This window comes from Sphingomonas sp. MS122 (assembly GCF_049532975.1).
Taxonomy (GTDB): Bacteria; Pseudomonadota; Alphaproteobacteria; order Sphingomonadales; family Sphingomonadaceae; genus Sphingomonas.
On record NZ_CP186695.1, the window covers coordinates 643,372 to 657,904 of the forward strand.

Annotated in this window: 12 protein-coding genes; 8 read left to right on the plus strand and 4 right to left on the minus strand. The window is 68.9% G+C overall.

All coding sequences use genetic code 11. The annotated features are described in order from the left end of the window. Positions 1 to 97: 97 nt before the first annotated feature. The 4 genes from ACO227_RS03035 to ACO227_RS03050 are packed head-to-tail and all read right to left on the minus strand — an operon-like array spanning position 98 to position 5,461. Positions 98 to 1,381 (minus strand): O-antigen ligase family protein, encoded by a 1,284-nt coding sequence (locus tag ACO227_RS03035; RefSeq protein WP_423605168.1) that lies wholly within the window; start codon positions 1,379 to 1,381, stop codon positions 98 to 100. Continuing rightward, positions 1,378 to 2,220: a sulfotransferase gene (locus ACO227_RS03040; protein ID WP_423605169.1), complete on the minus strand. Its 843-nt coding sequence runs from the start codon at positions 2,218 to 2,220 to the stop codon at positions 1,378 to 1,380. The genes ACO227_RS03035 and ACO227_RS03040 overlap by 4 nt, the downstream gene beginning before the upstream one ends. Positions 2,221 to 2,247: 27 nt before the next feature. Next, on the minus strand, positions 2,248 to 3,486 hold the full coding sequence (locus tag ACO227_RS03045; protein ID WP_423605171.1) for a DegT/DnrJ/EryC1/StrS family aminotransferase: 1,239 nt from the start codon (positions 3,484 to 3,486) through the stop codon (positions 2,248 to 2,250). Beyond that, a complete protein-coding gene (locus ACO227_RS03050) occupies positions 3,479 to 5,461 on the minus strand; it encodes a polysaccharide biosynthesis protein (RefSeq protein ID WP_423605173.1) in 1,983 nt (660 codons plus the stop codon). The genes ACO227_RS03045 and ACO227_RS03050 overlap by 8 nt, the downstream gene beginning before the upstream one ends. Before the next feature lie 250 nt (positions 5,462 to 5,711). Between ACO227_RS03050 and ACO227_RS03055 the strand changes: the two genes are divergently transcribed. Genes ACO227_RS03055 through ACO227_RS03090 form a run of 8 tightly spaced genes read left to right on the plus strand, consistent with a single transcriptional unit; the run spans position 5,712 to position 14,412 of the window. Next, positions 5,712 to 6,980 carry a glycosyltransferase family 4 protein gene (locus tag ACO227_RS03055; protein WP_423605175.1) on the plus strand — a complete coding sequence of 423 codons (1,269 nt, stop codon included), beginning with the start codon at positions 5,712 to 5,714 and terminating at the stop codon, positions 6,978 to 6,980. Further along, a complete protein-coding gene (locus ACO227_RS03060; RefSeq protein WP_423605177.1) occupies positions 6,977 to 8,221 on the plus strand; it encodes a glycosyltransferase in 1,245 nt (414 codons plus the stop codon). Before ACO227_RS03055 ends, ACO227_RS03060 begins: the two co-directional genes overlap by 4 nt. Next, on the plus strand, positions 8,218 to 9,978 hold the full coding sequence (locus ACO227_RS03065) for a sugar transferase (RefSeq protein ID WP_423605179.1): 1,761 nt from the start codon (positions 8,218 to 8,220) through the stop codon (positions 9,976 to 9,978). Before ACO227_RS03060 ends, ACO227_RS03065 begins: the two co-directional genes overlap by 4 nt. Next, positions 9,950 to 10,864 (plus strand): formyltransferase family protein, encoded by a 915-nt coding sequence (locus tag ACO227_RS03070; protein ID WP_423605180.1) that lies wholly within the window; start codon positions 9,950 to 9,952, stop codon positions 10,862 to 10,864. Before ACO227_RS03065 ends, ACO227_RS03070 begins: the two co-directional genes overlap by 29 nt. Continuing rightward, positions 10,861 to 11,547 (plus strand): PIG-L deacetylase family protein, encoded by a 687-nt coding sequence (locus tag ACO227_RS03075; RefSeq protein WP_423605181.1) that lies wholly within the window; start codon positions 10,861 to 10,863, stop codon positions 11,545 to 11,547. Before ACO227_RS03070 ends, ACO227_RS03075 begins: the two co-directional genes overlap by 4 nt. Beyond that, positions 11,547 to 12,563: an ATP-grasp domain-containing protein gene (locus ACO227_RS03080; RefSeq protein ID WP_423605183.1), complete on the plus strand. Its 1,017-nt coding sequence runs from the start codon at positions 11,547 to 11,549 to the stop codon at positions 12,561 to 12,563. Before ACO227_RS03075 ends, ACO227_RS03080 begins: the two co-directional genes overlap by 1 nt. Next, the gene (locus ACO227_RS03085; protein WP_423605185.1) at positions 12,560 to 13,267 is read left to right on the plus strand and encodes an HAD family hydrolase; all 708 of its coding nucleotides are present in this window, start codon (positions 12,560 to 12,562) and stop codon (positions 13,265 to 13,267) included. The genes ACO227_RS03080 and ACO227_RS03085 overlap by 4 nt, the downstream gene beginning before the upstream one ends. Further along, positions 13,264 to 14,412 carry a glycosyltransferase family 4 protein gene (locus tag ACO227_RS03090; RefSeq protein WP_423605186.1) on the plus strand — a complete coding sequence of 383 codons (1,149 nt, stop codon included), beginning with the start codon at positions 13,264 to 13,266 and terminating at the stop codon, positions 14,410 to 14,412. The genes ACO227_RS03085 and ACO227_RS03090 overlap by 4 nt, the downstream gene beginning before the upstream one ends. The last annotated feature ends 121 nt before the right edge of the window (positions 14,413 to 14,533 follow it).

The window sequence follows — 14,533 nt, forward strand, 5'->3', positions numbered from 1 at the left end:
AGTTCCCCCTTCCTGGTTGCAGGGCAATGACGCGAGTTTACCGGGTTCGACCTGTCCGTTGGGGAACGCATGGTGGGCAGCGGACGCCCCAAATGGGTTAGCCCTGGCGGACGGCCACGACCTCGGTAGAGGGACGCGTCAGCGCGATCCCGAGCGCGAGGATCAGCGGCACCACCCAGCTGCGCGCGTACATATGGGGCGCGGCGTTGGAGAAGATCAGGAACGGCAGTGTCACCGCGACGACCAGCGCCGCCGCCGCGCGGTCCTGGGCGAAGCTGCGGATGGCGATCGACAGCGGCACCAGCATCATCAGCAGCCAGCCGATCAGCGACAGCAGTCCGCCCTCGGCCCAGGCGAGCAGGTAGATATTGTGCACTGGCGCCCGATCGGCGCTGACGACGCGATACTGGTCGACGCCGAGCCCCACGACCGTGGTGTCGCCGACGATGCGCCAGGCTTCCTCGACCAGCTCCATCCGGCCCGCAAAGGTGCCCGCCCGGCTGATGTCCCCCGCCTCGAGTGCGATCGCCACGCGGTTCTGGAACGCCGTCGGAAGCGCGACGCCGGTGGCGAGGATCGTGCCGCCGAGCGCCAGGATACCGAGCAGCATGCCGATCGATCGCTTGCCCCAGTCGAGGAGCAGGAACGCCAGGATGCCAATCGCTGCGCTGGTGAATCCGGTGAACGATCCCGACAGCAGCAGGCCCGAGCCGAGCACGCCGAGCACGGCGAAGGCGAGGACCATGTTCAGCCGCCCGATCCGCGCGAGATAGAGGACGAACGGCGTCGTCATCGCGATCATCGCGGCGTTCCAGTTGGCGTCGGCCATGAATGCGCCGAGCCGATGCGCGCCGGTGATGAACTCGAAGCCGAAGCGCTTGGCCTGCTCATAGGAAGCGCCCGTCGCGTGGTAGACGGCGAACCCGAACAGCTCCATCGCGGTAACGCCCGCCACCAGCGCCAGAGCGGCCGCGACCAGCGCCCGCCGGTGCTCGCGCAGCATGAGCGCGGGCAGCAGGGCGAAGGCGAAGCCATACTGCCCCGCGACGATGATCCAGCGCAGCGGGTCGCCATTGACGACGCTGCCGATGAAGAAGCCGAGCAGCAGCCCACTCAGCCCCAGCACCCACAGCACCCACCAGCCCTGCAGCGGGCGGATCGCGATCCCGCGCCCGGCGAGCAGCAGCACGGCCGCGATGCAGAACAGCGCATCGCTGAAGGTGAACAGATAAGGCGGCAGGATGCGCCAGGTGACATAGGGCGCGAGGAAGACGGCAGCCAGCAGGACCGGCCCGGCCAGCCGGAGCATCGCATGGTGGTAGGGCGTGCGGTCCTGGTCCTCGATCACCCAGACGGGCGAAGCGATGCCGCCATAGGTCATGGCGCGACCGGTGCCGGGTTCGTCCAGGCACCGAGGTCCCGCCCCAGCGTCCGGCCGAGCTGCTCGACATCGTCGCGGTAAAAGTCCGCGAGCCGTTTGCGCGTGTCGTCGGTCAAGGGCGGATAATGCACGGGACGCGCGATCAGCCGCCTTGTGCGCTCGAACAGCGGATTGCCTCGCAACGGATCGGCGAGCCGCTTCACCGGCGCCGGCAGCCGCCGCAACGCGAGCGGTACGACCGGCGATGCGCCGTCGTTGACGCGCCGCTCGATCGCTTCGCCGTCGATGCATGGTGGCAGGCCGAGCACGCGCAGCAGATTCGCAGTCACAGCCGCGGGATCGCTCTTGATCTCGTCGTGCAGAATGATCTCGAGCTGTTCTTGCGGGAAATAGCCGAGGAAACGCTGGATGTGCCGGCCGTACAGCCCGTCTTCCAGGAAACGGCGCTCGATCGCGCGCTTGCCGTCGAGATGCCGGTCGACATCGCCGTCGATCTGTCCGCGGCGGAACAGCATGCAGTAATGCGAATAGGCCCGCTCCACCGGATTGCGCAGCTGGGCGATCAACTTGACCGAGGGGATCAGCGCCGCGATCCGGGCGGGTGCTTCGGGATGAGCGAGATAATCCGCCGACTTCTCCGCGACCAGCTGGCCCGGCCGGGCGCCCGCGAACAGCGAACGGTACCAGTCTTCGCCGCGGTCGAACTCGCGGCTGAAATAATGCGGCTCGGGGCCCGGCATGCACACATCGGGCCGGGTGCGGAGCTGGTGGGCGATCCATGTCGTCGCAGCCTTGGCGGCGCCGATCACGATCAGCTGCGGAAGCGGCGGTGAATCCATTCAGGCCCCCAGAATTCAAACCCCACCTCAGGCGGTGGCGCGTTCCATCACCGATGCGACGATCGCCCCCATCCGCTCGACGGTGTCGGCGTCGAGCGTCGGATCGACCGGCAGCATCAGGCTGGTCTCCCCCAACCTTCGGGAAACGGGCAGCGGATTCAACGGTACGGACGGGCTACCGACAAAGGCTTGCTCGCGATAGATTTCGGGGCAGCTGCCGGTGCCGCACGGCACGCCGGCGGCGATGCACTCGCCGACGATGCGATCGCGCGTCCAGCCCCGCGCCAGCCGCTCGGGATGCACGAAGGCATAATATTTGTAATAGGCGTGGTGGACGTTCGACGACGGCAAGGTCAGTCGCACCGCCGCCAGCGGCGCCAGCGCGGCGTTGAGGATGCGTGCGTTGCGCTGGCGCGCCGCGATCCACGAGTCGAGCTTGACGAGCTGGCACAACCCGATCGCCGACTGCATCTCGGTCGCGCGATAGTTGCTGCCGAGAGTTCCGTGCAACCAGCGGAAAGTGCCCGGCGGACCCATCGCCGCACCGGCATGCGGCGACTTGCCGTGATCCTTGTACGCCCAGGCGCGCTCCCACACCGCGGTGTCGTGCAGCACCAGCATGCCGCCCTCGCCGCCGGTCGAGATGATCTTGTCGGTGCAGAAGGAGAAGGCGGCGGCATCGCTGCACGATCCGACCGGCGCCCCGTCGTGTGTCGCGCCATGCGCCTGCGCGCAATCCTCGATCACCAGCAGCCCCATCGCGCGGGCAAGCACCATGATCTCCTGCATCGGCGCGGGCCAGCCGGCGAGGTGCACGACGATGACCGCGCGCGTGCGCGGGGTGAGCGCTGCGGCGATCGTGTGCGGATTGATCGTCTGCGAGTCGGGATCGACGTCGGCAAAGACCGGCGTCGCGCCCACTGCGGCGACGCAGCTCGCCGAGGCCATGAAGCTGCGCGCGGGCACGACCACCTCATGCCCTTTGCCGACGCCGAGCGCGCGCAGCGCCAGCTCCAGCGCCAGCGTGCCGTTCGCCACCGCGATGCCATGGGCCGCGCGGCAGCGTTCGGCGAACGCTTGCTCGAAGGCGCGCGTCCGCTCGCCATGATGCAGCGCGTTCACCTGGCCGCTGCGCAGCACGGCGGTGACGGCGGCGATCTCGTCCTCGTCATAGACTGGCCAGCGCGAGCGAATGGGACCGGACCGCGCGGTCGTAAGGGCGGCGGAATGCCGCTCGGCGGCGGCGGACATGGCGGCCTCAGCCATGTGCCGCCACCTTCGCGCGGCTCGCCGGGATCGCCGTCAGCTCGACCGGCAGCGCCGCCTTCCGGTCGAGCAGGCCCGTCGCGATCGCGAGGCAGGCGCCGTCGTCGGCGTCGTCGCTCGCCCGCTCGAGCTGGTCGAACGCCGCGTTCAGCGTCCGCAGCGGGATCGGCCGCGGCTCCGCCTCGAACACACCCGGGATCGAGGACGGCAGCCGCGCCTCCTCGATGTCGAACAGCTCCTCGTAGAGCTTCTCCCCCGGCCGCAGCCCGATGATGTCGATCCCGACATCGATCTCGGGATCGAGCCCGGCGAGGCGGATCATTCGCCGTGCGATATCGATCACGCGGATCGGATCGCCCATGTCGAGCACGAAGATGCGGCCATGGTGCATGCCGTCGCGCAACCCGCGCGACGCGCTCTGCAGGATCAGCTGGACCGCCTCGTGCACGGTCATGAAGAAGCGCTCGATCTCCGGATGGGTGACGGTGAGCGGTCCGCCCCGGCTCAGCTGGCGCTGGAACAGCGGGATCAGCGACCCGCTCGACCCGAGCACATTGCCGAAACGCACGGTGATGAAGCGCGGCGCGGCAGGATCGCCCCGGCTCGCCATGTCCAGCGCCTGACAGTAGAGTTCACCGAGCCGCTTGGTCACGCCCATGAACCCGACCGGATTGACCGCCTTGTCGGTCGACACCTGCACCATCGCCCGCACCCCGTATCGGCGCGCCGCATCGGCCACGTTGCGCGTGCCCAGCACATTGGTCTGCACGCCGGCGGAAGGGTGCATCTCGACCAGCGGCACATGCTTGAGCGCCGCGGCATGGAAAACCAGCTCGGGGCGATGCTCGGCGAAGACCTGCATCAGTTGCTTGCGCTGACGGATCGAGCAGAGCACTGGCGCGCGCGCGACGAACGGGTGGCTCTCGCGCAGCTCGAGATCGACGTCGTAGAGGTTGAACTCGTTCGCATCGAGCAGCACGAGCTGCGCCGGCGCGAATTCGGCGATCTGGCGCACGAGTTCGCGCCCGATCGTGCCGCCGGCGCCGGTGACGAGGATCCGTCGACCGCTGATCATGCCCGCGACGACGCGGCCGTCGAGCGGCGCCTGTGGCCGGCCCAGAAGGTCCGCGACGTTGAGGAAGCGGAAGTCGAGGCTGGCGCCGGGCTCGGGCGCGAAGCCGACGAAACCCGGGCGATAGGCGATCTCCAGCTCGAGGCTCTGCGCCTGTGCGATGACGTCGACCATCGCCATCCGCTGCAGCCGCTCGACCGGACCGGCGAAGATCAGGCAAGCCGGGCGCTCGTCCGTGGCGACGAGGCTGCCGACCACGCGCGACAGGTCCGCCGGCCGTCCCATCACGGGGACGCCGCGCACGCGCGCGCCGGTATGTGCGCCGGCCTCGTCGAGGATGCCGACCGCGCGGAACGCCGCATCGGGTTCGCGTTCGAGCTGGCGCAGGAGCTGCTCGATATCGTCGCTCGACCCGAACAGCAGCGCCGAACGCTTCATGCTTTCCGGGCTCGCCGCCGCCGCGGGCGGATGGAAGCGACCGCCCAGATATTCCGCTGCAAGCCGCCGCGCCATGCGGGCGCCGCCCATCAGCACCACCAGCACGAGCCACTGGATGACAGGGATCGAGCGCGGCAGCCACCCGGCGGCTCCGATCACGATGAGCAGCGCGACATAGGCAAAGACGGCGATGCTCGCCGCCCTGATGATCTCGAAGATCTCATCGGTCGAGGAATAACGCCATACCCGCCGGTGCAGCCGCATCGCGACGAAGGTGACGAGCGCGACGGCGACGAACAGGGGCAGGGTCGCGCGGTGCTCCTCCAATATCTGGCCGGCGCGCAACGAGCCGACGCGAAGGCTGATCGCGGCCACCAGCGAAACCGCCGCGATCATCCCGTCGATCAGATAGATCAGCGTGGCGCGGACCAGCGACGAGGATCGGTTTTCGAGCGTGAGGATCATCTGTTACCCCATCGGATTTGGGAGGTCTTCCCGCGGGATTCCCGTGGTCGGAAAGCTAGTCTCGAAGCCGGGGAGCAATAAGTCGGGCATAGAGGTTTCGTTCGAAAGGACAGCCCGCGCTCCGCTTGCGCTGCGGCCTACCCCTTCTTGATCGGGTGCAGGACAAAGGAGCCGCCGGTTCACTGCGCTGATTCCTTTGGGCAGTGTCCGAAGTTGCCGTGGCGGGTGCGGGTTCGATGGGCGAAAACCCTTGTCGTTTGAGCAGGGGACCGAGCGATCGATGATGATCGAGCGACCAACCACCATTGTTCCGGAAGGCATCGCGGCGTTCGCCACGCAGGGGCATGGCACCCGCTCTCATCCGGCTCTCTCGCGGCGGACGCGGATCTGCTTCCCGTTCGCGGGGGGCCTGATCGGCGGGAGCCATGTGTCGGCGCTGAAGCTCGTCCAGTCGCTGGACTCGATCGAGTTCGAGCCGATCGTCCTCCTGCACAGCCTGGAGGGCCCGCTGCGCGATTTCGTCGAGCGCGAAGGCATCCGGTTCGAGCTCGCGCCACCGGTGCATGTCTGGCGGCCGGGCGATCGCGTCGCCGCGCGCGAGCTCGCGCGGTACGTGCCGGACATGCTGCGCATGCGCGCCTATCTGAAGGCACGCGACATCCGCATCGTCCATACCAACGAAGGGCCGATGCACGCGACCTGGGCGCTGCCCGCGCGCCTCGCCGGTGCGCGCCATATCTGGCATCATCGCGGCCATCCCCGCGCTCGCGGGCTGCGCGTGCAGGCACCGCTATTGGCGAGCCGCGTGCTGTGCGTCTCAAACTATGCCGCCCCCGAGCCGGGCTTGTGGTCGGCGCGCCGCAAGGCCTCCGCCGTCTACAGCCCGTTCGACACCTCGATCGCCGGGATCGATCGCGAAGCGGCGCGCGCCGCGCTCCAATCCCGTCTCGGCATTGGTCCGGAGACCGCTGTGCTCGCGTTTCTCGGACATTTCTCCGAACGCAAACGCCCGCTCGTCTTCGTCGAGACGATCGCCGCGCTACGCCAGCGGCGACCGGACCTCCGCCTGATCGCGCCCATGTTCGGCGAGGAATTCGAGCCCGGAATCGAGGCACGCCTGCGCGCGCTGATCGACGAGCTGGGCGTCAATGACCTCGTCCGCATCATGGGGTTCGTCCAGCCCGTCGAGCCCTGGCTCGCGGCCAGCGACGCGCTCGTGGTGCCGGCGGTCGAGGAACCGTTCGGACGCACGCTGGTCGAAGCGATGCTGGTCGGCACGCCGGTCGTGGCCGCGGCATCCGGCGGCAATCTCGAGGCGATCCGCCATCGCGGTAACGGCCTGCTCGCGCGCGCCGACGATCCCGCTGATCTCGCCGCGCACGTGCTCGAGCTGATCGACCGTCCCGAACTCGCCGCCACGATCGCCCATCGCGCCCGGCAGGAAGCGCTGCTGAAGTTCAGCGTCGGGCATCATGTGAAAAAGGTCACGGCCATCTATCGGGAGGTGCTCGCAGCATGAACGCGCCATCCTATTGCGCCGCTTCGGCGATGCCGGGGCTCGTGCAGCACGTCACCACCAGCCTCGACGTCGGCGGCGCGCAGGCGATGCTCGTCAAGCTGGTCGAAGCCGGCGTTGCCAAGCGCAAATGCGCGCGCCCCGCGGTGCTCTCGCTGATGCGGCCCGGCACGCTCGCGCCGCGCCTGCGGGACACTGGCTGCCCGACCTATACCCTCGGCATGTCGCGCGGGATCCCGGGCCCGGTCGCGACGCTGCGGCTCCTGCGGATCACGGCCATGCTGCGGCCCGACATCCTCCAGGGCTGGATGTACCACGGCAATCTCGCCGCCAGCGTCGCCGGGCTCGCCGCCGGGCGCAAGGTACCGGTGTTCTGGAACGTGCGCCACTCGCTGGCCGATCCCAGCGTCGAGAAGCGCAGCAGCCGCGCGCTGTTCGCGCTCAGCGCGCGGCTGTCGCGATCGGCGGATGGAATCATCTACAATTCGCGCACCGCGGCCAAGGAGCATGCCGCGATCGGTTTCGACCCGTCGCGCGCGATCCATATCCCCAACGGCTTCGACCTGTCGCGCTACCGTCCGGACCCTTCGGCGCGCAGCCGGCTGCGCATGGTGTTCGGCCTTCCCGATGAGGGGATCCTGGTGGGCATGATCGCGCGCAATCACCCGATGAAGGATCATGCGATGCTGGTCCGCGGAATCGCGCGCGCGCGTTCCGCGGGGCACGACCTGCGGCTGCTCCTCGTCGGACCGGGAATGGGCGGGCCCGATACCGCCCTGCGGCAGGCAATCGCGACGTGCCTGCCGCCCGAGGCGGTGACGCTGGCGGACGAGCGCACCGATGTCGCCGAATGGCTGCCGGGACTCGATCTCCTCGCGCTCTCCTCCGCCTGGGGCGAAGCGTTCCCCAACGTCCTGGGCGAGGCGATGGCGTGCGGCGTGCCCTGCATCGCCACCGATGTCGGCGACAGCGCCTGGGTGCTCGGCGAGGGCGGTCTGATCGTTCCCCCGCGCGATGCCGAGGCGATGGGCGCCGCGCTCGAGCGGCTCGCGGCGCTCGACGGGAACGCGCGGCGGGGCCTCGGCGCGGCGGGGCGGGCGCGCGCCATCGCCCATTTCGACATCAACGACATCGCGGTCCAGTACCGCCGGCTCTACGCCAGTGCCGTGCAGCGCATCACCCGCGACGCCGCGCCTGCCAGCGCCAGCGCGCTCGCGAGCGATGCCGGAGTGCGCCAGGCATGAAAGTCCTCGTGCTCGCGAGCCTCGCCTACTCGCTGGTCAATTTCCGGGGCGCCTTGCTGCGCGAGATGATCGCCGAAGGCCATGAGGTGGTCGCGTGTGCGCCGGACGCGGACCCGGCGACGCTCGCCGAGCTGTCGGCGATGGGCGTGCGCTTCAGGCTGGTGCCGATGGACCGTACGGGGACCAATCCGTTGCGCGACCTGCGCACTCTGTACGCAATGACCGCGATCCTTCGCGCCGAAACGCCCGACATCGTCCTCGCCTATACGCAAAAGCCGATCGTCTATGGCGGCATCGCCACGCGGCTGGCCGGCGGCAGGGCCCGCTTCTTCGCGATGGTGAGCGGCCTCGGGCATGTCTATTCGGAGGACGGGCCGGCGACCTGGTCGAGGGCCACGCTGCGGCGGCTGACCTCGCTGCTCTATCGCGTGGCGGTGGGGCGCGCGGCGGCGATCTTCGTCTTCAATGCCGACGATGCCGACGAGATGCGGCGCCATGGCATCGCCGGGCCGGGCCGTCGCATCGTTCAGGTCCCCGGTTCGGGGATCGACACGGTCGACTTCCGGCACGTCCCGATCCCGGAGGGCGCGCCGGTGTTCCTCCTGATCGCGCGGCTGATGCGCAACAAGGGGATCCGCGAGTTCGTCGAGGCCGCGGCGCCGGTCCGGGATCGCCATCCTGCTGCACGCTTCCAGATTCTGGGCCCGCACGAGCCGGGCCCTGCCGGGTTTGCCGCCGAAGAGGTCGACGCGTGGCGCGCCCGCGGGATCGAGTATCTCGGTGCGACGCGTGACGTTCGCCCCTGGCTCGCCCAAGCGAGCGTGTTCGTGCTGCCGAGCTGGTATCGCGAGGGGCTGCCGCGGACGATCCTCGAAGCCATGGCGACCGGCCGGCCGATCATCACCACCAACATGCCGGGCTGCCGCGAAACAGTCGTGCCGGGCGAAAACGGGCTGCTCGTCCCGCCACGCGACGTGCTCGCGCTCGCGCACGCGATGGCGCAGCTCGCCGCAGATCCCGCGCTGGTTCGGTCGATGGGTGCGCACTCGCGGCAACTGGCGCAGCAGCGCTTCCGCGTGGACAAGGTCAATGCACAACTGCTCGGCGAGATGGGCCTGACCGGCGCGCCGCCCATGCCATGCCGGCGACGCGCGTTGAGCGACTACCGGTTCGCGGAGCGCGGGCTCGCGGCGCTGGCGCTGGTCGCCGTGGCCCCGCTCCTGCTACTGCTCGCCGGGGCGGTGACGCTGACGCTTGGCCGGCCGATACTGTTCCGCCAGCGCCGCGCGGGTGAGGGCGGGCGGGCGTTCGAGCTGATCAAATTCCGCTCGATGTCCGACGCTGGCGCTGGGAGCGGGCGGCCGCTCCCCGACGAAGCGCGCCTCACCTGCTTCGGCAGGCTCTTGCGGCGCAGCCGGCTCGACGAACTGCCCGAGCTCTGGAACATCGCGCGCGGCGAGATGAGCTTCGTCGGACCGCGGCCGCTGCTCCCTGAGACGGTGGACGCGATGGGCGAGCGCGGCAAGCGCCGCAGCGAGGTGCGACCGGGCCTTACCGGCTGGGCGCAGGTGAACGGCAACGCCCTGCTCGGCGACGCCGACAAGCTCGCGCTCGATCTCTGGTACATCGACAACCGCTCGCTCGCGCGCGACGGGAAGATCATCCTGCGCACCCTGACAATGCTCGCCCAAGGCGAACGCATCAGCGACCTCAATATCGGGAGGGCTTATGCGCGCGCTGCTGATCGGCGCGGTTGAGGGCACGCGCGTCGCGGCCAATGCCATCGCCGCCACGCCGGGCTGGGAGCTCGCCGCCATCGCCACCCTGCCGCCCGAGCTTGCCGCGCGGCATTCGGATTTCGTCGACCTCGCGCCGGTCGCCGCGCACCACGGCGCATCACTGGTTCCCGTGGCGCAGTGCAATGCGCCTGCTTTTCTTGAGGAAATGCGGGCGCTCGCCGCCGATATCGTGTTCGTGATCGGCTGGTCGCAGATCTGTGGCCCCGAGTTCCGCGCCGCGGCGGGGGGGCGCGTGGTCGGCTATCATCCCGCTCCGCTCCCCCGGTTGCGCGGGCGGGCGGTGATTCCATGGACAATCCTGCTCGACGAGAAGATCACCGCGTCGAGCCTGTTCTGGATCGATGACGGGGTCGACAGCGGACCGCTGCTGGCGCAGCGCTTCTTCCATGTCGCGCCGGGCGAGACCGCCGGCACGCTCTATGCCAAGCATATGACCGCGCTCGACGCAATGCTGCGCGAGCTGCTTCCGCAGCTGGCCCAAGGGCCGGTTCCCGGCGAGGTGCAGGACGAGGCGGTCGCGACCTGGGCGACTCGGCGCCGCCCCAGCGACGGGCAGATCGACTGGCGCGAACCCGCGGAGCAGGTCGAGCGACTGGTACGTGCGGTCGGCCGACCTTATCCGGGCGCCTTCACGGATGCGGCCGGCAAGCGAGTCACCATCTGGTCCGCCCGCGCCTGCGCCTGCGCCGACCGCAAGCACGCTAGTCCCGGCCAAGTCGTCCTGCGTGACGAGACGGGATTCGCGGTCCGGTGCGGCGACGGCCGTGCGCTCCACGTTCTGGACTTCGAAACGGCGGCGTCCGGCGCGCCCATGCTGCATAGCGTGCTCGGAGGCGGCGCATGATCGATCCCCTCGTGCGGATGGGAACCGTCCTGGTGGTCGCGCCGCATCCCGACGACGAGATTCTCGGATGCGGCGGCACGATCGCGCGCCTCGCCGCGGCCGGGCACGACGTCCATGTCGCGGTCGCCACGCGGGGCACGCCGCCGCGCTACCAGGCAGAGGATGTCGAACGAGTCCGGCAGGAGGCCGCGGCCGCACACGCGCTGCTCGGTGTCGCGCAGACCCATCATCTCGACCATCCCGCCGCCGAGCTCGACCGCGTCCCCCATGCCGAGCTCAACGCGACGATGAGCACGCTGTTCGCGGCGGTGGAGCCGGACACGCTGTTCCTGCCGTTCGGCGGCGACATCCACCTCGATCACCAGCTCATCTTCCGCTCCGCCCTCGTCGCCGCGCGGCCATATGGCTGGAACTATCCCGTCCGCCTCTACGCTTACGAGACATTGTCCGAGACCAACTGGTCGGCGCCGCATGTCGACCCGACGTTCGTGCCGAACGTCTTCATCGACATCCACGAGACGCTCGAACGCAAGCTCGACGCCTTCGCCTGCTACCGATCGCAATGCCGCGCCTTCCCGAACGAACGCTCGCCTGAAGCCTTGCGCGCGCTCGCGACCCTGCGCGGCGCCACCGTACATCGACGGGCGGCGGAAGCCTTCCTGCTCATCCGGGAGATAATGTGATGCACCAACTCATTGGCGAGCAGGCGTTGGAGGTTCCGCCGGTGAACGGCCACGACCGGCATCTCACGATCTTGCTGTGTTCGGCGGGACGGCGCGTGGGCCTGCTGCGGGCGTTCCGCCGCGCCGCCGCCGCTCTGCACGTCGATCTGCGTATCATCGCCTGCGACGTGCAGCCCGAATGGAGCGCCGCCTGTCGGCTTGCCGACCTGGCGGTACGGGTGCCCTATGCGGACGATCCGGACTACATTCCGGCGATCGAGGCGATTTGCCGTGAATATCATGTCGGGCTCGTCGTCCCCACGATCGATCCAGAGCTGCTGCCCCTGGCGGAAGCGCGCGATCGGCTCGCGGCGGCCGGCACGACGGTGGCGGTGAGCGGGCTGCCGGTGATCGAGATCTGCCGGGACAAGCTGCGCACCGCCATCTTCCTCGCCGAGCATGGGATCCCGGTTCCCCGGACCATCGATGCGGCGCTCGCCGACCCCTCGGACTGGGACGGGCCGGCGATCGTCAAGCCCCGCCATGGCAGCGCGGGACGCGCGATCACGCGGATCGACGATCTGCGCGCCCTCACCAACATCGGCACGGAACCGATGGTCGTCCAGGAACTGCTGGTGGGCGAGGAATGGACGGTGAACGTCTATTTCGACCAGGCGGGTGCCCTGCGTTCGGTCGTACCGCATCGCCGCGTGCAAGTCCGCGCCGGCGAGGTCGAGAAGGGCGTGACCGGGTGGCAGCGCCAGCTGATGGACATCGCCGAACAGATGGCGGCCTGCCTACCCGGTCCGTACGGCGCGCTCTGCTACCAGGCGATCATCACCGCCGACGGCTCGGCGAAGGTATTCGAGATCAATGCGCGCTTCGGCGGCGGCTACCCCCTCGCCGACTATGCCGGCGCGAGTTTCGCGCAATGGCTGATCGAGGAACGGCTGGCACTTCCGAGCACGGCCGCGAACAAATGGATCGCCGGAGTCGCGATGCTGCGGTTCGACGCTGCGATCTTCGTCAGGCTATGAGCACAACGATCGTCTTCGATCTCGACGATACGCTGTATCGCGAATGCGACTATGTCCGCAGCGGCATCCGTTCGGTCGACGTCTGGGTCCAGTGGCGGCTCGGCGTGCATGGATTTGCCGCAATCGCGACCAGGCTCTGGCATGCCGGCCGCCGCGATCGCCTGTTCGATGCGACGCTGTCAGAGCTGGGGGTGCCCGTCGACCCATCGACGATCGCGGCGATGGTGGCCGTCTATCGCGACCATGTCCCCCAGATCGCGCTGGCGCCGGACGCGCGGGCCTTTCTCGCCAGCGATCATGGATTCAGGCTGGCCCTGATCAGCGACGGGTTCGCCAACACGCAACGGCGCAAGGCCGCCGCGCTGGGGCTCGCGGGCTACGCCGTCGAGCCGATCATCTTCACGGACGACTGGGGCCGGGAATATTGGAAGCCGCACCGGCGCGCCTTCGAAGCCGTCGAGGCCGCCCATCGCGGCCGCTCGCATCGTTTCGTCTATGTGGCGGACAATCCGGCCAAGGATTTTCTGGCGCCCCGAGCGCTGGGCTGGGCCACGATACAGATCGACCGCGCCGGCGCGATCCATCCTCGCGGCCCGCCGAGCGAGCGGCACCACGCCGACACGCATATTCGATCGCTGCGCGATCTGACGCGACAGCGGATCGAGCGCCTGTTCGGCCCGGTTTCCATGAGGCTGCGCGCATGAACGTGGCATTCGTCCTGTCGGCGCTGGAAGCGGGCGGTGCGGAGCGGGTCCTTAGCCAGATCGCCAACGCCGCGATCGCCCGTGGATGGCGCGTCACGCTGATCACCTTCGATGCGCCCGGCGACCCGATCTTTCACAGTATCGATCCGCGAGTCGAACTCGTGCGTCTCGGTTTGCCATCGGGAGGCAAGGCACTCTCCCGGTTCGGCAGGAGCATTCGCCGCTTGATCGCGCTGCGACGCGCGCTTTCCGGCCGGCGGTTCGACGTCGTCCTGTCGTTCCTCACCAAGATCAACGTGCTGACTTTGCTGGCCATGGCCGGCAGGCGCGCCCCCGTCATCGTTTCCGAACGCAACAACCCCGATCGCCAACCCGCCCATCCGCTCTGGCGCGTGATGATCCGTCGCCTCTATCCGCACGCCACGGCGATCGTGATGCTGACCGAACGCGGCAAGGAGCGGTTGCCAGATGCGGAGAGGTCGCGCGCGATCGTCATCCCGAATCCGGTCCCCTCGCTCCCCTTCCGGCCACGCGAAGCAGGCCCGCCGCAGCTGGTCGCCGTGGGCCGCCTGACCGAGCAAAAGGGGTTCGACCTACTGATCCAGGCATTCGCCCGGATCGCGAGCCGCTTCCCTGACTGGAACCTCCTCATCTTCGGCGAAGGACCGGAACGACCACGGCTCGAGGCGATGATCCGCGAACACGGACTCTCGGGCCGCGCGCACCTCCCCGGCAGAACCGAGCGGCATGGCGAATGGATCAACGCCGCGAGCATGTTCGTGCTCTCCTCCCGCTACGAAGGATTCGCCAATGTTATCGGGGAAGCGATGCAGGCGGGGTTGGCGGTGGTGGCCTTCGATTGCGACTTCGGCCCCTCCGACATGATCGAGCCGGAGGTCAGCGGCATCCTCGTGCCGCCGGAGGATATCGGGGAGTTAGCGGGGCGATTGGGGGAGGTCATGAATTCGGAGGGGCGCCGCCGCCAGATGGGTGTCAAGGCCATCGAACGCGCGCGCCAATTCGGGGAAGATGCGATTCTCGAGCGCTGGCTGCGCCTGATCGCCGATCCGCACGCGCACCGGTCCCGTCGCGCGGCGGGCCTCGTCCCTATGAGGGGTCGCCGGCTCGGCGAAGGTCTTCCGTGATCCCGAAAGCGAATGGCGGCCCCTCACGAAACCGCCATCCGAGTTCAAGACATCGCCTCGCGGCGATGTCTCGGTCGCATTTCCGGTCTACGCCTTTGCGAAGGCGACTCGAACTTGGGGA